Annotated in this window: 22 protein-coding genes; 10 read left to right on the top strand and 12 right to left on the bottom strand. The window is 71.7% G+C overall.

Annotated features, from left to right (window positions below):
* Positions 1-121: 121 nt before the first annotated feature.
* Positions 122-586: a MarR family transcriptional regulator gene (locus tag AB0J76_RS21345; protein WP_352324624.1), complete on the bottom strand. Its 465-nt coding sequence runs from the start codon at positions 584-586 to the stop codon at positions 122-124.
* Between the two features lie 131 nt (positions 587-717).
* Between AB0J76_RS21345 and AB0J76_RS21340 the strand changes: the two genes are divergently transcribed.
* Both AB0J76_RS21340 and AB0J76_RS21335 read left to right on the top strand, forming a co-directional pair.
* A complete protein-coding gene (locus AB0J76_RS21340; RefSeq protein WP_352324625.1) occupies positions 718-1,539 on the top strand; it encodes an NAD(P)H-binding protein in 822 nt (273 codons plus the stop codon).
* A 134-nt stretch (positions 1,540-1,673) separates the two neighbouring features.
* A complete protein-coding gene (locus tag AB0J76_RS21335) occupies positions 1,674-3,092 on the top strand; it encodes a hypothetical protein (protein WP_352324626.1) in 1,419 nt (472 codons plus the stop codon).
* A gap of 24 nt (positions 3,093-3,116) precedes the next feature.
* Here the strand turns inward: AB0J76_RS21335 and AB0J76_RS21330 are convergent, their stop codons facing one another.
* The 3 genes from AB0J76_RS21330 to AB0J76_RS21320 all read right to left on the bottom strand — a co-directional run bounded on the left by AB0J76_RS21330 (position 3,117) and on the right by AB0J76_RS21320 (position 5,560).
* On the bottom strand, positions 3,117-3,386 hold the full coding sequence (locus tag AB0J76_RS21330) for a hypothetical protein (RefSeq protein WP_352324627.1): 270 nt from the start codon (positions 3,384-3,386) through the stop codon (positions 3,117-3,119).
* A gap of 132 nt (positions 3,387-3,518) precedes the next feature.
* A complete protein-coding gene (locus AB0J76_RS21325; RefSeq protein ID WP_352324628.1) occupies positions 3,519-4,577 on the bottom strand; it encodes a winged helix DNA-binding domain-containing protein in 1,059 nt (352 codons plus the stop codon).
* Positions 4,574-5,560: an NADP-dependent oxidoreductase gene (locus AB0J76_RS21320; RefSeq protein ID WP_352324629.1), complete on the bottom strand. Its 987-nt coding sequence runs from the start codon at positions 5,558-5,560 to the stop codon at positions 4,574-4,576. The genes AB0J76_RS21325 and AB0J76_RS21320 overlap by 4 nt, the downstream gene beginning before the upstream one ends.
* 61 nt (positions 5,561-5,621) lie before the next feature.
* On the opposite strand from AB0J76_RS21320, the gene AB0J76_RS21315 reads away from it, so the two are divergent.
* Entirely contained in the window at positions 5,622-6,590 is a 969-nt protein-coding gene (locus AB0J76_RS21315) for a YafY family protein (RefSeq protein ID WP_352324630.1), read from the top strand.
* Between the two features lie 66 nt (positions 6,591-6,656).
* Here AB0J76_RS21315 and AB0J76_RS21310 read toward each other — a convergent pair whose 3' ends face one another.
* Positions 6,657-7,211 (bottom strand): hypothetical protein, encoded by a 555-nt coding sequence (locus tag AB0J76_RS21310; protein ID WP_352324631.1) that lies wholly within the window; start codon positions 7,209-7,211, stop codon positions 6,657-6,659.
* Positions 7,208-8,062, bottom strand: a complete 855-nt coding sequence (locus tag AB0J76_RS21305; protein WP_352324632.1) for a hypothetical protein — start codon at positions 8,060-8,062, stop codon at positions 7,208-7,210. Before AB0J76_RS21305 ends, AB0J76_RS21310 begins: the two co-directional genes overlap by 4 nt.
* Before the next feature lie 885 nt (positions 8,063-8,947).
* On the opposite strand from AB0J76_RS21305, the gene AB0J76_RS21300 reads away from it, so the two are divergent.
* Entirely contained in the window at positions 8,948-9,073 is a 126-nt protein-coding gene (locus tag AB0J76_RS21300; RefSeq protein WP_352328192.1) for a hypothetical protein, read from the top strand.
* 193 nt (positions 9,074-9,266) lie between these two features.
* On the opposite strand, the gene AB0J76_RS21295 is transcribed toward AB0J76_RS21300, so the two are convergent.
* Positions 9,267-10,013: a TetR/AcrR family transcriptional regulator gene (locus AB0J76_RS21295; protein ID WP_352328193.1), complete on the bottom strand. Its 747-nt coding sequence runs from the start codon at positions 10,011-10,013 to the stop codon at positions 9,267-9,269.
* Between the two features lie 92 nt (positions 10,014-10,105).
* Between AB0J76_RS21295 and AB0J76_RS21290 the strand changes: the two genes are divergently transcribed.
* A complete protein-coding gene (locus AB0J76_RS21290; RefSeq protein ID WP_352328194.1) occupies positions 10,106-10,669 on the top strand; it encodes a dihydrofolate reductase family protein in 564 nt (187 codons plus the stop codon).
* 68 nt (positions 10,670-10,737) lie between these two features.
* Here the strand turns inward: AB0J76_RS21290 and AB0J76_RS21285 are convergent, their stop codons facing one another.
* A complete protein-coding gene (locus tag AB0J76_RS21285; protein WP_352328195.1) occupies positions 10,738-11,607 on the bottom strand; it encodes an oxidoreductase in 870 nt (289 codons plus the stop codon).
* Between the two features lie 50 nt (positions 11,608-11,657).
* Positions 11,658-14,936: a hypothetical protein gene (locus AB0J76_RS21280; protein ID WP_352328196.1), complete on the bottom strand. Its 3,279-nt coding sequence runs from the start codon at positions 14,934-14,936 to the stop codon at positions 11,658-11,660.
* Between the two features lie 156 nt (positions 14,937-15,092).
* Here AB0J76_RS21280 and AB0J76_RS21275 point away from each other — a divergent pair, with 156 nt between their 5' ends.
* From AB0J76_RS21275 to AB0J76_RS21255, 5 genes are all read left to right on the top strand, one after another.
* Positions 15,093-15,620, top strand: a complete 528-nt coding sequence (locus tag AB0J76_RS21275) for a ricin-type beta-trefoil lectin domain protein (protein WP_352328197.1) — start codon at positions 15,093-15,095, stop codon at positions 15,618-15,620.
* A 33-nt stretch (positions 15,621-15,653) separates the two neighbouring features.
* Positions 15,654-16,949, top strand: a complete 1,296-nt coding sequence (locus AB0J76_RS21270) for a hypothetical protein (RefSeq protein WP_364390204.1) — start codon at positions 15,654-15,656, stop codon at positions 16,947-16,949.
* Between the two features lie 346 nt (positions 16,950-17,295).
* On the top strand, positions 17,296-17,772 hold the full coding sequence (locus AB0J76_RS21265; protein ID WP_364390202.1) for a MarR family transcriptional regulator: 477 nt from the start codon (positions 17,296-17,298) through the stop codon (positions 17,770-17,772).
* A 184-nt stretch (positions 17,773-17,956) separates the two neighbouring features.
* On the top strand, positions 17,957-18,865 hold the full coding sequence (locus AB0J76_RS21260) for an NmrA family NAD(P)-binding protein (RefSeq protein WP_352325310.1): 909 nt from the start codon (positions 17,957-17,959) through the stop codon (positions 18,863-18,865).
* 177 nt (positions 18,866-19,042) lie between these two features.
* The gene (locus AB0J76_RS21255; RefSeq protein WP_352325311.1) at positions 19,043-19,468 is read left to right on the top strand and encodes a hypothetical protein; all 426 of its coding nucleotides are present in this window, start codon (positions 19,043-19,045) and stop codon (positions 19,466-19,468) included.
* A gap of 306 nt (positions 19,469-19,774) precedes the next feature.
* Here AB0J76_RS21255 and AB0J76_RS21250 read toward each other — a convergent pair whose 3' ends face one another.
* The 3 genes from AB0J76_RS21250 to AB0J76_RS21240 all read right to left on the bottom strand — a co-directional run bounded on the left by AB0J76_RS21250 (position 19,775) and on the right by AB0J76_RS21240 (position 21,857).
* Entirely contained in the window at positions 19,775-20,677 is a 903-nt protein-coding gene (locus AB0J76_RS21250; RefSeq protein WP_364390199.1) for an aminoglycoside phosphotransferase family protein, read from the bottom strand.
* A 111-nt stretch (positions 20,678-20,788) separates the two neighbouring features.
* Positions 20,789-21,235: a hypothetical protein gene (locus AB0J76_RS21245; protein WP_352327584.1), complete on the bottom strand. Its 447-nt coding sequence runs from the start codon at positions 21,233-21,235 to the stop codon at positions 20,789-20,791.
* A gap of 127 nt (positions 21,236-21,362) precedes the next feature.
* On the bottom strand, positions 21,363-21,857 hold the full coding sequence (locus AB0J76_RS21240) for an NUDIX domain-containing protein (RefSeq protein ID WP_352327583.1): 495 nt from the start codon (positions 21,855-21,857) through the stop codon (positions 21,363-21,365).
* Positions 21,858-21,901: the final 44 nt, after the last annotated feature.

Raw genomic sequence — 21,901 nt, 5'->3', positions numbered from 1 at the left:
TCAGAACAGATCTTGCGGCGTCCAATATTGGCAGGGGAGGCCAGGCGATTGCAGAGTGGATATCAGCGCTGTTCCAGCAGGCCGTCGCCAACCGTGGGCCGCATGCCGCGGAACGCACGCCCTAGGCGGACGTCGTGAGGCGCTGCGCCTGTGCGCGGCCGACCGCGGCGGCCCGCTCCAGGTAGTCGGCGATCAGGGCGAGCGCGTCGTCGTCGTAATGGTCGAGCATCTCGACGAACGCCCTGCCTGGGACGTCCCAGGCCGCGCCGATCCGGGCGCGGGCCTCCGGGGTCAGGGCGACCAGGGCGCGCCTGCGGTCGGCTGGGTCGGCGTGCCGTACGACCAGACCGGCCTTGTCGAGGCGGTCGACCAGGCGGGTGGCCGATCCGGGGGTGAGGCCGGCCAGGCGGGCGATCTCGCCGGTGCTGACCGGCCGCTCCTCCAGGTCGAGCAGGGCGACGCACTGCAGGTCGGTGGGGTGCAGGCCGAGCTGGTCGGCCATGGCCTGGTTGAACAGCGTGTAGGCCGCGTAGTGGCGCTGGCTCTCGTCGCTGATGCGCTTGAGCATCTCGGCTCGATTTGACACGTGCGGCTCCATACTGTTCATAATCTTCGTCACACACTATTTGCGTGACACAACTTCTGTGTCGCGCTCTCATTCTATCGACAGGCGTCGCGCTCACGTCGCGAAGCGTCTGCGAAGGGATCTGCACCCACATGACCGTTCTTGTCACGGGCGCTCGCGGCGCCGTCGCGACCGCCCTCATCGGCCTCCTGCGCGAGCAGGGCCTTTCTGTACGTCCGGCCTCCAAGGCCCCCGCCGACCCGTCCGTCGTCAGGTGCGACCTGGGCGATCCGGCCACCTTCGGCGCTGCGCTTGCCGGCGTGACCTCGGTGTTCCTGTACGCCGAGCCGTCGCACGCGCAGGAGTTCGCCGCGGCGGCCGAGGCGGCCGGGGTCGAGCACGTCGTGCTGCTGTCGTCCGCCGCCGTGCTCATGCCCGATCCCGACAGCAGCCCCCTGGCCGCCACGCATCTCGTCTCGGAACGCGCCCTGGCGGCCTCGCCCGTGCCGAGCACCGTTCTGCGGCCCGGCACCTTCTGCGGCAACGCGATGGCGTGGTCGTGGGCCGTCAAGTCCGGGACGCCGATCAACCTGCCCTACCCGCACGCGCACGTCGACGCCATCCACGAAGCGGACATCGCGGCGGTGGCGGCCGCCGTTCTGGCCGACCCCGGCCTCGGCGGCAGGACGTACACACTGACCGGCCCCCAGTCGCTCACGTTCACCGAGCAGATCGAGATCCTCTCCCGCGTCATCGGGCGGGACATCGCGATCACGCCCGTGACCAGGCAGGAGTGGAAGGCCGACATGGCCCAGTACATGAACGCGACCTTCGCGGACGCCCTGCTGGACTACTGGCAGAGCTGCGACGGCCGTCCGATCGAGCTCACCGCGGTCGTGGAGGAACTGACCGGCAGGCCCGCGCGGACGTTCGCCTCCTGGGCCGAGGAGAACCGGGCGGCGTTCCTCGGCTAGCCCGCCGTGATCGCCGCAGCGCGGCCGCTTGCGACTCCGGGCGCAGACTGGTCGCGGGGGTCATACCGGGGTCGCATGCGGCTCTCGGCCTCGGGCCCGATGTTCGGCCGAGGTCCTTGCGCGACTGTGAGCACATGAATGTGACCGCGTTCGGCCTGTCCCTGCTGGAGCTCCTGGCCCTGGCTTCCGCCGTCGTGCTGGTGCTGGCCCGCTGGTTGCCGCCCGGAGCGCGCCGGCCGTCGGCCCTGGCCGGTGCGGCGGCCCTCGTGGTGTCCGCGGGCGTGCTGGCCGTGCTCGGGATCCGCTGGCAACTCCTCCCCGTCCTCGCAGGCGGGGGCGTCGCGCTGGCGTTCGCTGCGCCCTCGCTGCTGGGGTGGCGTGCCGGGCGGCGGGCTCGGTGGTGGGTGGCGCTGCCGGGGTCGGCGGCATGCCTGGCCCTGATCGTCGTGGGCGCGACGGCGGCGTGGGCGCTGCCCCTGCCCGTGTTCCCGGAGCCGTCGGGCGCCCACGCCGTCGGCACCACCGTCGTCCAGTGGGCCGACCCTGATCGCGCGGAAGCCGCCACGTCCCGGACCGATGACAAGCGGGTGGTCGTCGTCCAGCTCTGGTATCCCGCGCAGGACGTCCCCCCGGACGCCGAGCGCGCGCGGTACCTCGGCCGCACGGCGCGAGACGCCCAGGTCGTCGCCCGCGGCCAGGCCGACTACCTGGGCCTTCCAGCGTTCATCCTGGACGAGCCGCCACGCGCCCGCACACGTTCGGTGCCCGATGCGCCGGCGGCCGGCGGCGACCGGTTCCCCGTGGTGCTGTTCTCGCCCGGGCTCGGCGGCGTGCGCACCCAGAACACCGCGTGGGCCGAGGAACTGGCCAGCCGCGGATACGTCGTGGCGGCCCTCGACCACCCGTACGACTCGGCCGTCGTCACCCTCGCCGACGGCCGGACGGTCCGCACCCAGGTCGCGGTCACCGGCGACCAGGCGGAGGACAACAGGCGCGCGGCCGGATGGACGGCGGTCAGGGCCGCGGACCTCAGCTTCGTGCTCACCCAGCTCGGCCGCCTGGACCGTGGCGAGATCCCCGGCCTCCTGAGCGGGCGGCTCGACACCCGCCGCGCCGCGGCGACCGGTCACTCCCTCGGGGGCGCCGCCGCCCTGCAGGCCGCCCGCCAGGACCCCCGCTTCGCAGCCGTCATCGACCTGGACGGCTTCCCCCGCGACCCCGCCGCGCGACCGTTCCACCAGCCCGTGCTCGCGCTCACCCACGACCTCGAACCGGGCGAGACGCCGGACTACATCCCGCGCCTCACGCAGGTGCTCCAGCTCAGCACGGCGACCGGCTACCGGCTCACCGTCCCCGGCACGGCGCACCTCACCTTCACCGACGCCCCGCTCTTCATGCCGCCCCTGCCCGCGCTCGTCGGCTCTCTCGGCCGGACGTCCGGGCCGCGCATCACCGCGGCGGCCACCGTCGCTTTTCTGGACGCCACACTCCGCGGCAGCTCCGGCGACCTGGCCGCGACCCTGTCCAGCTACGGCCACCTGACCGTCCTGTGACGGCCCGCGGAACAGATGCGGGGGCTACCTGCAGATCGGGTGGCAGACCCACTTCCCGTGCCAGAAGGTGCACCGCTCGCACACCCCCCGTTCGGCCATCTCGTCCGCGATCGAGGTCCGTTCGAACCCCAAAGGCGCCAGCAGACCGGAGAGCTCACGCTCGTCGCCCGCCTCGACGGCGGCGCTGAACCTGCTCTCGAAGTCCTTGTCGAACTTCAGCAGGACGGCCAGCTCATGGAGCTTCCTGGCGTAATTCAGCAGGTCATCGGCCGTGGGCCGGGCATCCGTGGTCATGCCGCGACTCTCCCCTGCAGGACGCACCCGAAAGCCTGCCCTCGCCGACAATTGACCCAAGATCGACGAACGTATGAAGGATGGCGTCTTCTCCGGAAACTCCGGCTTGGTGCCGGCCGGACGCACGGGTCGTCACGTTCGGCGGCGCGACAGGAACGGCAGCAGCCGGCTGATCTCGTCGTCGATCGCCTGCCGTTCGTCCCGGGAGAAGCTTGTGAACGGGGCCAGTCGTACTTCGCCTGCGGTGAAGGACCAGGTGCCGCGGACGTGGCCGTCCACGAGCACGGTGGGCAGGACCCTGGCCTGTCCGGGGAAGACGTGCCTGCGGTCGGCGTCGGCGATGATGCGGCTGCGGTCGGCATGGCCCAGGAGGGCGTTGTCGTAGGCGGGCAGCAGCCGCACCGGCGCGGGGGTGTCGGGGTCAGGAAGCGGGACGTCGGCCAGGTCGAGCAGGCGCCGGCCGTCGGGGCCGGTGTAGTGGCGCAGATCCGCGCCCATGTCCGAGACGATCTCGTCCAGCCGGGTCAGCCCGCACCACGTCTGGACGTCCGCCACGGTGGCGGGCCCGAAGGCGGCCAGGTAGCGGCGCACCAGGTCGCGGAGCGCGGCGGGCTGCGGGGCGTCGACCGGTGCGTCGCTGACGGTGATCGACGAGCGCGTCCCCCACCCGCCCCAGGACGCGGTGGCCGCGTCGTGGACGAGCGGCGTGCGCAGCTCGATCTCACCCGCCAGGGCTCGGCCGTCGCGGCCCGGATGGACGGTCGCGAGGTGCTTGGCGAGCTCCCTTCTGGGCAGCGGCCCGGCCCGCAGCAGGGCGCGTCCCTCGGCCACCAGCGTTCCGGGGTCGAGTCCGGCGTTGCTGCGCCGGAAGTGCGCCGAGTCGGCGGTGCGGTTCAGGACGGGCTGCAACACCGGCCGCAGCCGGCGGAAGTCGTCGGCTGCGGCGAGGTGCATCGTGCTGCGCAGGAAGCCGGACCGCACGACCCGTCCCTGGGCGAGCAGGGCGGTGAGGTCGGCGTGGGAGAAGTCGCGGATGCGGGCCCACAGGCCGACGTAGGGCCAGTTCGGTTCCTGCGCCTGCATGGCGACCAGGCGGCCGATCACCTCCAGGGCGGTCAGGTCGGTCTGCTCCAGCAGGAACTGCCGCTGGAGCAGGGCCCGGTTGAGCGTCCGGCGGGACAGGACGGTCATGCCAGCCGCACCGAGACGTTGCCGCGGTACTCGCCGCGCAGCAGGGCCAGGAACGCGCCGGGCACGCCGTCGATGCCGGTCTCGACGACGGTCTGCGGGTGGACGAAGCGGCCCTGGTCGAGCGCCGCGCGGAAGTGGCGGTGCCAGGCGGCGACCTGGTCGGGGGTGTGGTGGCAGGAGAACGGCAGCAGCTCGACGCTTCTGGCCAGGGCGGCGTCGCGGTCGGGGACGGGGAAACGGTCGGCGGCGGCGCCGAGCTGGGTGGACAACGAGCCGCACAGGGCGAACCTGGCACCCGGCGCGGCGACTTCGAGCGCGGCGTCGTACAACGCGCCGCCGACGGTGTCGAAGAAGACGGTGATGCCTTCCGGGGCCAGTCTCCTGAGCGCGGCGAGCGGGTCGTGGTGGTAGTCGAAAGCGGCGTCGAAGCCGAGTTCGTCCACGAGGTAGTCGGCCTTGGCCTGGCTGCCCGCGCTGCCGATCACCTTCCTGGCGCCCAGGTTGCGGGCGATCTGCCCGGCCAGCGAGCCGACCCCGCCGGCCGCGCCGGAGACGAAGACGACGTCGCCCTCGCCGACCTCGGCCACGTCCGCGACGCCGTGGTAGGCGGTCGGGCCCTGGGCCAGGTGGTAGCTCGGGTCGGGGTAGGCGTCCGGGTCGAGCTTGACGTAGGAGGCCGCCGGTCCCGCCGAGTGCGTGCTCCAGCCGCTCATCGACTGGACCAGGTCGCCCTCCCGCAGGTCAGGGCTTGCCGAGCTCAGCACGGTGCCGATCGCCATGACGCCCACCCGCCGGCCGGGCTGCCAGGCCGGGATCGGCAGATGGCAGTCGGCGCGCATGAGTTCGAGATAGGTGGCGGCCAGCCCGAGGTGGTCGGTACGGACCACGACCTCGCCCTCGATCTCGGCCGGAACGACGGTGAAGTGCTCGGGGCCAGGGACGGCGGCGATCTGGGCGGTCAACTGAACCTCGTGAGTGATCATATGACCACCCTAGGGAGGCTTCCGGCCAGTTTCTGACCGGAAGTATCCCGATAATGGCGATATGGCCAACACCAGTTCCCGCACGCTCACCCTGCTGTCCTTGCTGCAGACGCACCGCCACTGGCCCGGCGCGGATCTGGCCGAACGGCTCGGCGTGTCGGAACGCACCCTTCGCCGGGATGTCGATCGCCTGCGCGAGCTGGGCTATCCCGTGCACGCCTCCCGAGGCACCGACGGCGGCTACCAGCTGGCGCCCGGAGCCGTGCTGCCGCCGTTGCTGCTCGACGACGAAGAAGGGGTCGCGCTGGCGGTCGGCATGGGAGACGCGGCGCAGAGCGGCATCGCGGGGCTGGAGGAGGCGGCGGTGCGCGCGCTGACCAAGGTGGTGCAGGTCCTGCCGCCCCGTCTGCGGGCCCGGGTGAACGCGCTTCGCGCGATGACCGTCTCGGCGGCCTCGGCCGGGCCGGTGATCCCGGCCGAGGTGCTGACGATGATCGCCCAGTCGTGCCGGGACCAGGAACGGCTGCGCTTCGACTACGTCACACGCGCCGGCGCGCGAACCGAACGCGAAGTGGAGCCCCACCGCCTCGTCGCGCTCGCGGGCCGCTGGTATCTGGTGGCCTACGACCTGACCAGGCACGACTGGCGCAGCTTCCGCCTCGACCGGCTGGCCCGGCCACGCAACACCGGCGCCTCCTTCCTGCCACGGCCGCTGCCCGGCGGGGACGCCGCCGCGTTCGTCCGCGCCGCGGCCCAGGTTCCCACCGCCAAGACAGTCGTCGCGCTGGTGCACGCACCGGCGGAACAGGTGCGCCGGACGGCCGGCCGATGGGGTGAGATCGAACCGGTCGCCCCCGGTCGATGCCGGCTCACGATGGTCTCCACCAGCCTGGACTGGCCCACGCAGGCGCTGGGCAACATCGGCGCCGAATTCGAGGTGCTCGAATCGCCGGAGTTCGTCGATCACCTCAGAAACTGGGGCACCCGGTTCCTCGACGCCGCCGACAGATCGGCCCCTCGGACGCGGTGACAGCTGCGGCAGGCCATCTTTGAGGCCCGTCTTCCCGCCGTGGGGGAAGACGGGCCGGATGCGTGTCTAGCGGTTGTTGTTACCGCACCAGTCGACCCAGATGTGGCCGCTGCCGTTGTCGTGCACGCGCCTGCCCAGCGGCTCTCGCTGCCACGCGTCGGCGCCGTCGTTGACCCAGGAGAACACGTAGTTGATGTCCGTGCGGCGCAGGTCCCAGTAGTCGCCGTTGCCGATGCACGCGTAGGCGCTGCCGGACCAGGGCGCGTAGTCGTAGATGTTCACGTCGTCGTACGGACCGGGGTAGCCGTTGTTCCACACCACGTCCACCTTGTTGTTCCAGCCGGACGGCCAGCCGTTGTAGGCGTCGCCCGTGTACAGCAGCGCCTTGTTCATGTCGTCCGACCAGACGTAGAAGTTGCCGTCGGCGTTGAGCGCCCGCACCGGCAGCCCCGACTGGATCTTCGGCTTGCCCTCGGGCCGTTGCGGCTTCACCGCCTCGACCGCCGGCCTCGCCGCCTCGGACGTGGGCGCGGGGGCCGGCTCGGCGTAGGCCGCCGTCGAGGCGGTCAGCACCGCGGCCACGGTCATGACGCCGAGCAACGCGTTCCTCAGAACCTTCACGATGGGGTTTCCTCTCCCTGTTCAGCGATGAGCGATTTCCTGATCAGCGCACGCGCCCTCGGCAGCGCCGCCTCGCGCAGGCTGCGCGCGTTCCGGTACTCGGCCGGATAGCGCGCCTCCAGCGCGGCGGCGTTGGCCTGGTCGAGGTCGCGTGCCGTCCTCGACAAGCCGGAGGAGGCCGCGCAGCGTGCTTCCGCCGTCGCGGCCCGCCGGTCACGGTCCTCCGCGCCGCCCTCCTGGTCGGCCAGACGCTCCCTGCGCAGAGCCAGCGGCGTGTCGGCGGTGAACCCGGCCGCCTTCATGCACGCGGACCAGCGCTGACGCGCGGCCCCGTAGGCGGGGTCGGCCTGGGTCCGGCCGATCCGCATCTGGACGAGCGTCTGGGTGACCCTGCTGGCGCGGAACCAGCGCGCCTTGTCCCCGTAGAGCTCCTGCCACGCCTGCGCCACGCAGCCGCCGGCACTGTGACCCACCGTGCCGCCGACGGGCAGCGCCGCCTCCAGGACGGCGGACCGGTCGCCGTGGTAGGCGGTCAGCCAGGCGCGCCTTTTCCCCTCCGGCAGGCCGCGGAAGTAGTTCTGCGCAGGGACGGCCGCCTTTTCCAGCTCCTTTCTCGCCGCCCTGCCGTACCCGTTGTTCCGCGCCCATTCCTCGTCGTCCACGACAAAGGGAAAACGGTCCATGTCCGGAGTCCTGCTTTTCGGCTCCGGCCAGTACCGCAGGCCCCGCCCGCTCATGCAGGCGCCGATGAGAACCTGCTCGGCCTGCTGGAGAACGTCCGGTTCCACCGGCGCAACCGGCGCAACCGCGCATCCGCCAAGCACGGCCAGCCCGATGAGGGCATGCCGCAACTGTCGTCCTGACACGTGAATTCCCCCGAAGTGGACTCGCCTGAGGTCGGGTCGGGCCGCCTTTCCACGGAAAGGCGGCCCGCTCACTGTCGCAGGAAGAAATCAGCTGCCGGGAGGCTTGTAAGTCCTGGCTTAATCCCGCCGCTCAGCGACGTGCGTGGCCGATCGGCGGCATTCCGTTACCGATACGGCGACGTGTTCGGGGGCGAATGCACAGAATTCACTTCACCGGCGACGACCTGGCGCGGATCAGGGTGGCGCCGACGCTGGGCCCGATGGCCGAGACCCTGTTCAGCCTGACCATGCTGCGCGGACGGTCGGGAGAGGCGACGTTCGGCGCGCCGCGTCCATCGCCAACGCCACAGTGGTTCCTTGATGGCGAACCATCGCCACGTACTTGTAAGCGCGGTCGCCGTAGACCTTGACCATCGCATGCGCCCCGCTCGGGGATTCGAGCGTCCTGGCGTCACAGCGACGGTCTGCTCAACCGAAGGGGATCCTGCCAGGTCAACGCCATGGCGCAGGCCCAGCCTCTGATTCGGTCCCAGCGTCGTCCCCGCGCTGTCGGGGGTCGCAGTAGCTGTCGGAGGTCCAGGCCGTCACCTGGCTCACCTCGGATCAGGGAGGTCCTTGTACCGTCAAGGATAGTTACTCTAAGTAATTTTATAGTTGCATAGTGTGATGGAATCGGTCATTTTCGAAAGGACTTCTCGTGCGACCCATCCCCGCCGTCTCAGCCGCCGTCGCCCTGGCGCTCGTCTGCGCCACCCCCGCGGCCGCCGCCCCCGGCGTCGTGCGCCTGTTCTCTCCCGACGGTCAGAGCAGGATCATCACGAACCCCAGCCCAACCAATGCCACCCCGGCTTCGGCCCCGGCAGCAGCCTGTTGAACCGCACCTCGGGCATCGTCCTGGTCTTCCCGGACTCGAACTGCCGGATCCAGGTCTTCGACCCCGTGGAGCCCGGGACCACCAAACAGGGCAACATCGGAAGCTTCCGCGCCCTGGACTGATCCAGTACAGGCCGGGCTCGACGGGTCAGGGCAGGCCGAGGAACGTCGGCGCGGACACCCCGGATCGGGGTACGCCCGCTGCGGTTCCCTCCCCCAGGAGGTGCAGACGCAACTGGACGAGACTCACAGAGGCCGCGGGAGTGGCGCCGGCCGGAATCCGGCCGGCGGTGGGCAGATCGTGTTCGGTCGCCGCTCACGGAGGGTCGGAGCGCGAAGCCGTTCGGTCGTCGCCGTTGTTGTGGGTGCGTTGAGTGATGGTGCGTTCGAGGCCGTCGAGGAGGGCGAGGAGGCCGAATTCCCGGGTGGTGGTGGTTGACGGGGTGGCCACGGTGGTGGCCAGCAGCGGGAAGTGGCCGGCGTTGAGGAGCAGCAGGTCTCGCATGATGGCGGCGGCGTTGCCGTCCGTCCAGGTCTGAGAGCCTTGGGCGGCCGACGGGTGAGTGGCGCGGAGGTGGTGGGACACCATCATGACCGCGTCAAGCCGTTCGCGTTCGGTCAGGGGGGTGTCGGTGAGGGCGCTGAGGGCTCTTTCGGACCATGCGGTCTCACGTGGGCCCATGACGCGGTCGCCCACGGTGATCGAGGGCAGCCAGGGGTGGCGCCGCCAGACGGCGGACAGTGCGCGGGCGTACTCCTCCAGCTTGGCCCGCCAGCCGGCCGCCCCGCTCAGGTCGGGGGGTGTGCCGACCGCCGCCTCGATCATGATGGCCATCAGCTCTGTCTTGCCGTTGACGTAGCGGTACAGGGCCATCTTGGTGAGGCCGAGCTCGGCGGCGACGCGCTGCATGGAGACCGCCTCCAGGCCCTCGGCGTCGGCGACCTTGACGGCGGTGTCGGCCAGCCGGGCGAGGTCGAAGGCGGGCCTGGGGCCTCTGGTGTGCGGCTTCCGCAGGCCCCACAACAGCTCGGCCAGCGCCCTCGGATCTTCGTTGGCCGACATGTCGCCTCCCACTTGCCAGCGGTCAAAACTGTCTCTAGCGTACACAGTGTCCTAAGGACACAGTTAGCGCCGTGGCAGACAGGGAGTGGGCCATGTCCAAATCAGTGCTCGACATGTCGATGTCCCTCGACGGGTACATCGCCGATCCCAACGACTACCTCGGCGGCGACGACGGTGAGCGGCTGCACAAGTGGGCTGACTCGGACCAGCATCCCGGGCCGGTCAAGCAGTTCCAGGACGAATGGAACGGAGCTGGTGCGATCCTCGCGGGACGGCGGACCGCTGAGCTCATGGACCACTGGGGCGGCTCTCACAACGGTCTCCCGATCTTCGTCCCCAGCCATCGGCCGCCCGGTCCGGCCGCCCGATGGGGCTATCCGCTGGTGACCTACGTGAACGACGGGATCGAGAGCGCGATGGCGCAGGCGAAGGCCGCCGCCGGGGAACGGGACGTCCAGATTCGCGGCGGCGCGTACACGGTGCAGCAGGCCCTCCAGGCCGGTGTGCTGGATGAAGTGCAGATCCACCACATTCCCGTACTCCTGGGCGCAGGACGCCGGTTGTTCGACGTCCTGCCGTCGGAGATCGAGTTGGAGATCCTTCAGGTGATCGACACCCCGGAGGCCACCCACATCCGCTACCGCGTCCGCCGCTGAGCCGCTCGGCCACGGACCACCCCGACCGTCAACGGCTGGCGCCTGTCGTGGTCCTTCGGGCTCCGTGGTCAGTGCACCTGGCCGGCGAGGTCGGCCAGGTCCTCCTCGGTCAGCTTCAGGGACGCGGCGGCGACGTTCTCCTCCAGGTGGGCGAGCGAGCCGGTGCCGGGGATGAGCAGGATGTTCGGCGATCGGGCCAGCAGCCAGGCCAACGCCACCTGCGGCACGGTCGCGCCGTGGCGGGCGGCGACGGCGTCCAGGCGCTGGGCCGTGAGCGGCTGGAACCCACCGACCGGGAAGAACGGCACATACGCGATGCCCGCCTCGGCGCAGGCGTCCACCAGCGGGTCGTCCTCGCGCCTGGCCAGGTTGTAGAGGTTCTGGACGCAGACGATCGGCGCGGTCTTCCGGGCTTCGGCGAACTCGGCGGGGGTCACGTTCGAGACGCCGAGATGGCGGATCAGCCCCTCCTCACGCAGCGCGAGCAACGTCTCCAGCGCACCGGCGACCGGCGTCCCGGCGCGGTCGAGGTCGCCCATGCGCAGGTTGACGACGTCGAGGCGGTCCACGCCGAGCGAGCGCAGGTTCGCCTCGACGCCGCGGCGCAGGCCGTCGGGGGTGAGGCCGGTCTTGCCCGCGGCGGGCAGGGCGAGGTCGGAGCCCTCGACCAGCGCGCCCACCTTCGTCACGATCACCAGGTCGCCCGGGTAGGGATGCAGCGCCTCCCGGATCAGCTCGTTGGCCGCCACGCCGTCGCGGGCGTAGTAGTGCGAGGTGTCGATGTGGTTCACGCCCAGCTCGACGGCCCGGCGCAGGACGGCGAGCGCGGTGTCCCTGCCGGGACGGTCGCCTTTCGGCCAGCCGGTCAGCTTCATCGCGCCGTACCCGACCCTGGCGACGCTCAGGTCGCCGCCCAACGCCCATCGTCCACTCGTCATGATCACCCACTCTAGCGGTGAGCCAGCGTCCGGAGCCGCTCCCAGGCCGGTCAGCGGTCCTGCGGCCCGCAGGTCGGCTGGTAGGGGAAGTCCGGGAAGTACCTCGCCCATTCCTCCCGGCCGAGCCCGTGGCCGACCCGCCGGCAGACGGTGCTCGCGGCCCCGGCGGTGCTGAGGTCGTAGCGCTGGAAGGGCAGGTGTTTGCCCGCCACCGACAGCGCGTCGCCGCTGAGGGACAGCGCGAGGACCGCGCCGCCCGGCGTGGCGAGGGGCGGGCCGACAGGCTGGCGGCCGGCGGTGTCCCACAGTTGGACGACGCCTCCCTCCGTGCCGACGGCGAGCAGGCCGGCGTCCGGTGAGAAGGCGAGCGCGGTCACGGCTCCCGAGGCGGTTGGGGGCAGCGTGCCCAGGTTGCGGCGCAGGTCGCCGTCCCAGAGGGCGGTTCGTCCTCTGGTGTCGCCGGTGGCGAGGAACCGGCCGTCGGGGCTGAAGGCCAGCGCCTCCGCGGGGCCGGGGCCGGAGCCGCCGCCGGCCCGCCGCAGCGGCGGGAGCGAGGCGACGTCGCCCCGGTCGGTCAGCAGGCGTTCTCCCCGCGGCGCGACGGCGATCCGGCTGCCGGCGACGCCGGAGGGCGAGGTGACGGCACCGGTGCGCGTGTTCCAGCTCGTGAGCGCCTCCTGCCCGACCGAGGCGCCGCTGATGAGCAGCAGCTCGCCGTTCTGGGCGAAGGCGAGCGGCCCGCCGTGACGGAAGGGCGGCGACTGGCCGGTGATCCGCCGGCCGGCCAGGTCCCACAACGTCGCGGTGAAGGAGGCGGCGTAGGCGTCGCCGTAGGCGAGGGTCCGGCCGTCGGGGCTGAAGGCGGCCTGCATCCAGCAGGGCGTCGGGCAGGCGGGCCGGGGCGGACCGGGCAGCTCTTCTCCGGTCCGCGCGTCGCGCAGCTCGACACGGTCGCGGTAGGTGACGAGCAGGCTCCCGCCGTCCGGGCTGAAGGCGGCGGAGGTCGCCCTCTCCTCGCGCCAGTCGCGGGTGAAGGCCGAGCCGACGCGCAGGGTCTGCACGGTCGGGCCGGTCAGGTAGCGGATCTCCCCGGCGTCGGGGCCGATCCAGAGGTCGTCGACCAGGTCGCCGTGGAGCGGGTGCCGCAGGAGCACTCCTTGGAGGTGGTTCGTGGCGCGTACCTGGAGCTCGTCCTCGCCGGCGGTCGCGACGAAGGCGCCGTCGGCGCTGAAGCCGATCTCGCGCACGCCCGGCGCGCTGAGTGCGGCGGCCTCCGTTCCCGAGGCCACGTCCCACACTCTGACCAGAGCGGGGGTGGCCATGAGCAGCGTCCGTCCGTCCGGGGAGAGGCGCAGGCGTCCCTCGCGGCACTGCTCGGCGGTCGGGGTGGGCGCCCAGGCGGGGGCGGCGAGGACGCCGGTCGCGGGGTCGGGCAGGCGCAGCGGTTCGCTGGGTCTGCACACGAGCGACGGCGGCGGCGCCGCCTCGGAGTGGGCCGGCGCGTCGGTGACCTGGGGCTGGTGGGTGCGCAGGTCCCAGCGGGTGACCCGGGTGGCCGTGGCGCTGATCAGCCAGCGGCCGTCGGCGCTCAGGCTCCGCCGGGTGTCCGGGGAGACGTCCTGGTCGGCGAAGACGTCCTGCTGCGGCTGGAGGCTCGCCGCGCGCAGGGCCGCGCGGGTCTCGGGGAGATCGGCCAGCTTCCAGGCGGCCAGGCTGAGCCGCATGGCCAGGGACGGTTCCGACAGGGCCAGGGTCTCGGCCGTCCCGGCGATGTCGCGGGCGTGCAGCTCCCGCTTCTGCTGGCCGTTCACCAGGCTCCGCTGCCAGATGAGGGACGTCGTGACCAGCAGGAACACCGCCAGGACGGCCAGGACGGCGGTGCGCCGCCTGCCCTTCCTGCGCTCGCCGTCGCTGGCGGCCAGGAAGGCGCGTTCGGCCGGGGTGAGCGTCCGGGCCGTGAGGTGTTCGCGGGCCAGCTCAAGGCGCAGCCCCCGGTAGAGGGCGCCGGGGTCGCGGCCGTGCTCCTCCCACGTGGCGGCCGCCTCGGTGAGCCGCCGGTGCACTCTCAGGCGTTCGCGGTCCTCCTCGGCCCAGGCGCGCAGCCGGGGCCAGGCGGTCAGCAGGGCCTCGTGGGCCAGGTTGACCGTGTCGCCGTCCTGGGTGACGAGGCGGGCGGCGGTCAGGCGTTCGAGCAGCAGGGGGCCCGGGTCGCCGGGGTCGCCGGTCAGCAGCTCCGAGCGCCTTACCGGGCGGCGGGTGGGCTGCGCGCCCGCCTCGCCGGGCATGACCAGCCGCAGCAGCAGATGGCGCAGCCTGTCCTGCTGGGCCGGGGTCAGGCCGGCGTAAAGCTCCTCGGAGGTGCGGGCGACCGCGCCCGCGATGCCGCCCGCGGCTTCGTACGCCGCCAGCGTCAGCGCCTTGCCGTGGTGGCGTTTCCAGGTCTCCAGCAGGGCGTGCGACATCAGCGGCAGGCCGCCGGGCTGCCCGGTGACCTCCTCCAGGATCCGGGCCGTCAGCTCGCGCTGCACGATCAGGCCGGCGGTGGCCGCGGGCTTGACGATCGACTGGCGCAGCTCGGCCGGGCTCATCGGGCCCACCAGGACGGTGGCGTCCTCGACGGCCTCGATCAGCCGGGGATGGTCGGCGCACCGTCCGAAGAAGTCCGCGCGTACGGAGAGCACGACCCCGCACTCGGCGGCCACCAGCGCGTCGACGAACGCCCCGCGCTCGGCGGGGTCCTCGCACAGCGTGAACACCTCCTCGAACTGGTCGACCACGACCAGCTCCCCCGCGGCGGCGGCGGGCAGGACCGGATGGGCCCCCGGCGTGACGACGCGCGCCGCGCGCGGCCGCAGCGCCGGCACCAGCCCGGCGCGCAGCAGCGAGGACTTGCCGCAGCCCGACGGGCCGACCACCATCACCACCCGGTGCGCCTTCACCATGCCGGCCAGCCGCTCCACCAGCGCGGACCGGCCGAAGAAGTAGGCCCGGTCGGCCTCCTCGAAGCCGGCCAGCCCCCGGTACGGCGCCCGCTCGCACGCGGCGGCCACGGATGCCCGCTCCCGGTCGGCGGCCAGGGTCTCCTCCCAGCGGACCCGCCATTCCCGCTCGTCGCCGCCACAGGCGCGGACGTAGGCCAACGTGACCGGCAGGGTCGGCAGCCTCTCCCCGGCGGCGGCCTGCGCCAGCGTGGAGGCGGCGAAGTGGGCCCGCGCGGCCATCACCCGGTAGGACGGTGACCCCGCCTGCTCCCGTAACTTGCGCAGCTCGACCGCGAAAGCGGCGACCGGGCCGTCCATCGGATCCACGGCCTGTTCACGACGTCCCATGCGCTCCCCCCATGTCCCCTGAGAACCACAAACCAGCGCAAATACGACTTCACCCCGATTCGATCAAGTTTGTCCATGCTGCGAAACGGGCTTCCGGACAATGATCGCCACGCCGAGACTGGGCCCTGCCACGCCGCCGAGAAGCCGAGGAGATCCATGCGCCTGCTCGTCGCCCTGACCCTGTCGCTGCTCACGCCGGCGCTCGCCGGAACCGCCGTTCCGGCGGCGGGCGGCACCGGCGTCGTCAGGTTCGTCAACGCGGGCACCGGCGACTGCCTGGACGCCAACGACGGCGCCGACGTCCGCTCCCTGGCCTGCAACCGGGAGGCGGGCAAGCCCGAGGACGGCTGGCAGCTCTGGCACGTCGAGGACATCTCCCGGGCCACAGGGGTGCCCGGGACGTTCATGATCCGGAACGACCACGAGAGGTACGACCGCCGATGCCTGACCGCTCGGGGGCCCAGGAAGCAGGACGCCCTCCTGACCCCCTGCGCGCCGGGCGACAGCGGGCAATGGTGGACGTTCGACGGCGCCAGGATCCTGGCCTACCGGTACGGCAAGGCCGCCCTCTACGACGAGGCGGGCACCCTGCACGTCCGCGTCGCCCGTGACGCCCGGCCCGGCGTGAACACCCGGTGGTGCCGGCGGGCCTGGCCCACCCAGAAGGCGTCCTGCGACGCCTGACGATCACAGCGAGAAGAGGATCCGTTGGGAAAGATGTTGATCGCGCTGACGATGACGGCCGCCGTCATGAGCGCCGCGCCGGCGGCCGCCACCACCGCGGCCCCCGCGTCCGCGGTGACAGAGGCCGCCGCGGCGGCCCAGGTGGTGGCGCCGCTCAAGCGCCTGACCGGCGACGCGCTCACCGGCCTGTCGCTCACGGTCGGGGCCGAACCGTACACCCAGCCCATGGAGGACGCGTTCGCGCTGACCACCCTGGACCAGGTGCTCAGCGGCGACGACCGGTCCCCGCTCCCGACGCCCGCCGGCGACCCGGCCTGCGCCTCGCGCATGCAGTCCTTCGGGCCGACGACGGGCGGCGTCGGCAGGGCGTTCTGCTGGGACGCCAAGCTGCAGGGCCTGACGGGCGAGACGGCCTGGGTGCCGCAGGGCCTGGCCACCTCCGGTGAGGCGAGGAACGACGCCGCTCCGGTGCCCACCTCGAAGGACGCGCTGATCACGAGCTGGTCCTGGCAGAACCCGCCCACCCACTCGCTGGCCAACTCGGTGCGGCTGTCGGTGGTGAACCTGAACGACATGCGTTACCGGACCGTCCTGCCGGTCTGGGTCCGTCCGGACGGGACCCTGAGCCGGATCTACGGGCACGGCGGCGGCCTGGCCTGGAGCGGCCCGTACCTGTTCATGGCCACCACCCCCGGCTGGCCCGACGGCACCGGCGCCCCGAGCGCCAAGCGCAGCGCCATCCGCGTGTTCGACACCCGCCGGATCTACCGCCATCAGACCAAGCTCGACGACTACCAGTACGTCATGCCGGAGGTGGCCAACTTCGTCAGCCCCGACCTGCACTTCGACTACATCTCGCTGGACCGGACGAGCACCGGCCGGCAGGCCCTCGTGGTGGGCGACTACCGGGCCACCTGGCTGAACGGCCAGCCCCAGCCGCTGAACGGCACCCGGATCGCGCGCTACGCCTTCCGCTCGGCCGAGACCGGCGACTACCGGCTCGACCTGACCCCGACGGCGGCCTGGGAGTCCACCACGCCCACGACGGCGGAGACCCACGCCATCAGCGACGTCCAGGGCGTCCAGCTCCACGACGGCCGGCTCTACGTCAACATGAGCGCCGGCAAGTTCGTCAACGTCCCGTACTCCAGGCGCTTCGCGTCGGTGGACCTGGCCTCCATGACGATGACGGCCCGTACGGACTGGGGCTACCGGCCGGAGGACCTGTCGCTGTGGTACTCGGGCACCGGGGGCGAGCTGTGGGGGCTGACCGAAGGCGAAGATCAGCGGGTCGTCTACTCGGTCGCGCTCGGCAACCTCGCACCCTGATCTCCGCACCCTCCCCGGCGGGCCCGAACGGACCAACCGTCCGCACGGGCCCGCCTCGGCCCCCTCCGGGAACGGCACCAGCCACGCCCCGGCCGCGCTCGCCTCCCGCATCAGGCCGCGCACTTCCGCGCCGCCCGCCCGCAGCGCATCCGGATCGGCGGGGTTCGCGGGCACCGTGCCCTGCGCAACCGCCAGCCGCAATGTCCTCTTCCTGCCGTTGACCATGTCGTGCACGGTCGCCCCCACGATTCCCGGCTCGATCGGCACGGTGAATGCACTTGCATGAACCGCCACTTACTCCTATGGTTGGTTTGAGCCAACCAACCAATTGCACGAGGAGGTCGGGGTGGCAGGAACGGCGGAGAACGGCGACGTCCGGGCGCGGGAGGCCACTGACCGGGTGGCCGCGGCGCTGGCCACCGTGGGCAACTGGATGTTCGCCCCGACCACGCGGCGGCGGATCATGGCCGCCTCCGGGCTGGAGTTGTCGCTGGGCGACTACACGCTGCTCGCGCAGATCTCCCTGCACGCCCCCGTGCGGTTGTCGGTGCTGGCCGAACTGATGGAGGTGGACAAGTCCACGCTCTCGCCCCCCGCCAAACGCCTGGAGTCGCGCGGGTTCATCGAGCGTCAGCCCGATCCGGACGACGCCCGGGCGAGGCTGGTGAGCGTCACGCGGGCGGGCAAGCTCGCCATCCGCGAACTCTGGAAGGCCCGGACGACCGCCGTCGCCGCGCTCATGGAGGGCTGGGCACCGTCCGACATCGAGCAGCTGGCCGACGGTCTCGCCGCCTTCGCGGAGGCGATCAAAAAGGGCGCATGACCCTGCGTCGCGGGCCGGACGAAGTGCGGCAGTCTCGCTGTTGCGCTGCGGACATCCGTCCACTAATGGCGCCGGACCCGGCCCCCTCCTTCCCTGAGTCCGGCACGGACTCCCCCAGACGCCCGAAGAGCCGTCACCGGCCTGGGCGAAACCCCGATTCAATCTCGAAAAGGAGCTGTTGAACGTGTCCACTTCCCCGAAGGTCTTCGTGGCCGGCGCGACCGGACTGCTCGGCCGCCACATCGTCAGCTCCCTTCTCGACCAGAACGCAGCCGTCCGCGTCCTGGTCCGGCCCGGCGCCGACGCGAACAGGCGGTCCGCGCTCGCGGCACTGCGGTCGCGCGGCGTGGAGGTGACAGAGGGCGACGTCGCCGACCCGGCCGAGGCGCTGGCCGAGGCCGTCGGCGACGCCGACACCGTCGTCTCGGTCGTGCAAGGCGGCCCCGACGTGATCGTGGACGGCCAGGTCAACCTGGCTCGCGCCGCCGCGAAGGCCGGCGCCCGCCGGTTCATCCCCTCCGACTTCGCCATCGACCTGACCAGACTCGACGACGGCGACAACGTCATGACCGACTGGCGCCGCCGCGCCGCCACCGCGTACGCCGACGCCGGCCTTGAGGTGGTCTCCGTGCTCAACGGCGCGTTCTACGAGGTGATGGTCGGCTTCATGGGCCTGATCGACTGGCATCGGGGCACCCTGTCGCACTGGGGCGACCCCGATCAGCCGCTCGACCTGACCTCGGTGTCCGACACCGCCGCCTACACCGCCGCCGTCGCCCTGGATCAGCAGGCCACCGGCACGCTGCGATTCGCCGGTGACGTGCTGTCCATGCGGCAGTTCCACGAGGCCGTCCAGCGCGGCTCGGGCCGCACTCTGGAGCTGCGGCACCTCGGCACCGCCGACGACCTGCGCGCCGAGATCGAACGCCAGGCCGCCAGAACCCAGAACCCGTTCGACTACGTCGCCCTCCAGTACCAGTGGTGCATGGTGACAGGAAAGGGGAAGTTCGCCGTCCTCGACAACGACCGGTACCCCCAGATCACACCGACTCCGGTGACGGACTTCGTGCGCGCGACCGCACCGACGTCCTGAGTAAATACTTCGTCACTCTGCGTAACATGCGTCCAGAATGAGCCATGAGGTACTGATCAGCCCAGTGGCTCGCTCTCGCTGGACGGCCCTCCTGGGCGGATTCGTCATGCCCACGCCTTCTTCCTGGCACGTGATGCGCATCGAGCGTCAGGAGGCGAACAGTCCACGGAGGACACGATGAGACGCACAGCCCTTCTACGGCGTGCTGCCGTACCGGCGCTGGCTGCCGCACTGCTGATGGGAGTCGGCTCGACGGCCCACGCGGCGGCCGGCGGCGACGGTGACGGAAAGGGCCCCTGCCCGCACGCCTGCCCGCCGGGACGGCCGGGCCCGCCCGGGCCGACCCAGCCGACCCAGATCGTCCGGACCCCGCACATGCTGACGCCCGGGCTCAACACGGGAAGCGCCACCTGCCCGGCGGGAACCGTCATCACGGGCGGCGGACTGGTGACGCCCTTCGGCGGCAACAACCTCACCGTCCAGGTGTACGAGTCCTTCCCGTCCGCCGAGAACACCTGGACGGTGTCCTTCAACAACCCGGCGGGCACCACGGGCACCTACACGGTCTACGCCGTGTGCATCCCCGTGACCCCGGCCACCTGACGCCCACAGGCACGGTCACGCGACCAGGCGCAACCAACCCGCGGCGAGCGGGTGCGTGCCGTGCTCGCGGGCGAGCCGCCGCACGGCCTGGATCTTCGGGTCCAGGCCGGCGCGCCACTCCTTCCGCTCCTGCTCGCCGACGCGTGCGGGGAAATCGGTTGAGCAAGGGGCGCATCGGTCAAGTGCGGCGCCGACCGCTCATCGGACGGCCGAACTCCACCTCTTCCGGTGACGGAATCGCCCCGGCGCAGGCCGGGCTGCGGCGATCGAACGCCGGGCGGCCCCAGCGTGTGCGGGAAGTGTGCCTCACACGCCCGTCAGCACCCGATCAAGTGCCGCCCGGCCCGCGGGTCCCCAGTTCGGCTTGCCGCCGGGCAGGCCCCGATCTCCGTTCTGCCCCATGAGCAGCAGGAACAGGCTCTTCATGGCGGCCAGCCCGCGGGCGCGCCGGATCGCCGCCTCGTCCGCACGTCCGTACGCGTCGAAGAAGCGGGCGGCCGTGCCCGCGGGGAGCAGCGTCCAGGCGGCGGCGAGGTCCCACGCCGGATCGCCGGCGAACAGGCAACCGAAGTCGACGATGCCCGAGAGCGTCCCGTCCGAGACGACGACGTTCGCGGGATGGAGATCGCCGTGCACCCACACCGGCGGGCCCTCCCACTCGGGAGCGGCGACCGCATCGGCCCACACGTCACGGACGGCGTCGACATCGCCGACGGCGTCGGGGGCGACGGCCTGCAGGAACCGCTCGAAGCCGCTCGTACACCTCCTGGGGTGAGCGCCGAGGTCCGAACCGGCGGGGGCCTCGGCGGGGGCCCGCACATGAAGCGCTCTGAGGAAGCCCGCCAGCGTGTCGGCCGAGTGGGCGCCCCTGCTGATCGAGCCGTGGTCCAGCGGCTCGCCGGGAACCCACGTCATCACGGTCCAGTGCTTGGGGAAGCGCCCGGACGGTTCGCCGAACCGCACAGGAGTCGGCACCGGCAGCGGCAGGCGCGGGGCCAGCACGGGTAGCCACCGCCGTTCCTTGAGCTGGAGCTCCGGGGTGGGGTCCATCCGCTGCATGCGCACGGCCAACTCGTCCCCGAGACGCCACATCTGGTTGCCCCAGCCACCCGCCACCTCCCGGATGGCCAGCCCGGCGAGGTCTGGATGTTGTTCCTGCAGCAAGTCACGGACCAGGTCGGCGGTGACGTCGATCTCGGTGTCGGTCATGGGACGTCACAGTAATCAAGCGGCAGGCCGCGCCGCGCGACGAGTGCCTCGAGGCCGCGGCGCACACCTGGCTCGTCCGGGAAGCCGGGGCATCGGCCGGTCAGCACCCGCTCAGTCGATGCGCTGGCAGATCGTCACCGGCAGACGCGGCGACCAGGTGCGGGTGGCCTCGTCATAAGCCTGCGCGTAGCCGTTCTTGCCGCCGTAGCAGGGGGCGGCGATGGTCGTCTCCACGTAGATGGCGCCGCCGGGGGTGACGGGGTGGGTGCGCGCGACCACCCACCTGGAGAACTTGCTGACGCCGTTGTTGAACTTGACGGTCAGGAAGACGCGGTGGTCGACGGTGAAGTTGCCGCCCGCGACCTTGAGGTGGTTGTCGAAGGTGTAGGTGAACAGGAAGGAGCGCGCCTGCGCGAGATCCTGGACGTGGCTGGTGTTGTCGAGGTCGGAAGGCGAGGCCGTCGACGCGTTCGCGGCGCCGCTCATGGCCGGGACGGTCAGGGCGATGGTCGCGGCGGTGGCGGTCAGGCCGAACAGGGTGCGCAAGCTGCGGTTCATCGGAACCTCCTGTTGTATGCGGGCTTGACCACTATTGAGCGGCAGACCACCTGCAACGCGCTTTCAACCCTCCAGACGCGGCCCACACACCGCCCGCCCGGCCTTTCTGCCGGGGGACGGCTGTTCGTCATGCAGCAGAGTGGCCAAGATATCGGCGCAGGGCATGTCGTCCAGCTGGGACGAAGGGCCCTCGGTCGACCAGCTTCCACAGTTCCGGCTCCGTGAGCCAGGCGTGCCAGCCGATCTCGGACGGGTCCGGGGCCAACGGCTCGGCGATCAAGGCCTCGTGCACCCCGAACCAGACAGGGCTGACCCCTGCCTGGCACAGGAACTTGAACAAGAACCGGACCGGGACGCCGACACCCAGTTCCTCGACCAGTTCGCGAACCGCCGCGTCCCCATACGATTCGCCTGCGCCCACGCCGCCGCCGACCAGCACGTCATAGTGGCCGGGAAAACGAACATGCTCCTCGGCCCGGCGCAGCACGAGGATCCGCCCCACCGGATCGCGGCAGATCGTCGTCGCGATCCGGTGCATCCACCGCCGGCGCACGGCCTCTGCGCGCTCCACGACGGCCAGCACGTGGTCCTGTTCATCCACCCGCTCGACCAGCTCGCCCATGCGGCACACGGTCGCAGACGCCACTGACAATCCGCTCAAGGACG

The organism is Nonomuraea sp. NPDC049624, from assembly GCF_040675255.1.
Classification (GTDB): Bacteria; Actinomycetota; Actinomycetes; order Streptosporangiales; family Streptosporangiaceae; genus Nonomuraea.
This window is presented reverse-complemented; position numbering and strand designations above follow the sequence as displayed.

What these genes read in the sequence shown, in the direction of transcription:
- AB0J76_RS21340 (WP_352324625.1), top strand. Translation starts at nt 718, where the DNA reads ATGACCGTTCTTGTCACGGGCGCTCGCGGCGCCGTCGCGACCGCCCTC.
- AB0J76_RS21335 (WP_352324626.1), top strand. Translation starts at nt 1,674, where the DNA reads ATGAATGTGACCGCGTTCGGCCTGTCCCTGCTGGAGCTCCTGGCCCTG.
- AB0J76_RS21330 (WP_352324627.1), bottom strand. Translation starts at nt 3,386, where the DNA reads ATGACCACGGATGCCCGGCCCACGGCCGATGACCTGCTGAATTACGCC.
- AB0J76_RS21325 (WP_352324628.1), bottom strand. Translation starts at nt 4,577, where the DNA reads ATGACCGTCCTGTCCCGCCGGACGCTCAACCGGGCCCTGCTCCAGCGG.
- AB0J76_RS21320 (WP_352324629.1), bottom strand. Translation starts at nt 5,560, where the DNA reads ATGATCACTCACGAGGTTCAGTTGACCGCCCAGATCGCCGCCGTCCCT.
- AB0J76_RS21315 (WP_352324630.1), top strand. Translation starts at nt 5,622, where the DNA reads ATGGCCAACACCAGTTCCCGCACGCTCACCCTGCTGTCCTTGCTGCAG.
- AB0J76_RS21295 (WP_352328193.1), bottom strand. Translation starts at nt 10,013, where the DNA reads ATGTCGGCCAACGAAGATCCGAGGGCGCTGGCCGAGCTGTTGTGGGGC.
- AB0J76_RS21290 (WP_352328194.1), top strand. Translation starts at nt 10,106, where the DNA reads ATGTCCAAATCAGTGCTCGACATGTCGATGTCCCTCGACGGGTACATC.
- AB0J76_RS21285 (WP_352328195.1), bottom strand. Translation starts at nt 11,607, where the DNA reads ATGACGAGTGGACGATGGGCGTTGGGCGGCGACCTGAGCGTCGCCAGG.
- AB0J76_RS21280 (WP_352328196.1), bottom strand. Translation starts at nt 14,936, where the DNA reads ATGGGACGTCGTGAACAGGCCGTGGATCCGATGGACGGCCCGGTCGCC.
- AB0J76_RS21275 (WP_352328197.1), top strand. Translation starts at nt 15,093, where the DNA reads ATGCGCCTGCTCGTCGCCCTGACCCTGTCGCTGCTCACGCCGGCGCTC.
- AB0J76_RS21270 (WP_364390204.1), top strand. Translation starts at nt 15,654, where the DNA reads ATGTTGATCGCGCTGACGATGACGGCCGCCGTCATGAGCGCCGCGCCG.
- AB0J76_RS21255 (WP_352325311.1), top strand. Translation starts at nt 19,043, where the DNA reads ATGAGACGCACAGCCCTTCTACGGCGTGCTGCCGTACCGGCGCTGGCT.
- AB0J76_RS21250 (WP_364390199.1), bottom strand. Translation starts at nt 20,677, where the DNA reads ATGACCGACACCGAGATCGACGTCACCGCCGACCTGGTCCGTGACTTG.
- AB0J76_RS21245 (WP_352327584.1), bottom strand. Translation starts at nt 21,235, where the DNA reads ATGAACCGCAGCTTGCGCACCCTGTTCGGCCTGACCGCCACCGCCGCG.
- AB0J76_RS21240 (WP_352327583.1), bottom strand. Translation starts at nt 21,857, where the DNA reads ATGGGCGAGCTGGTCGAGCGGGTGGATGAACAGGACCACGTGCTGGCC.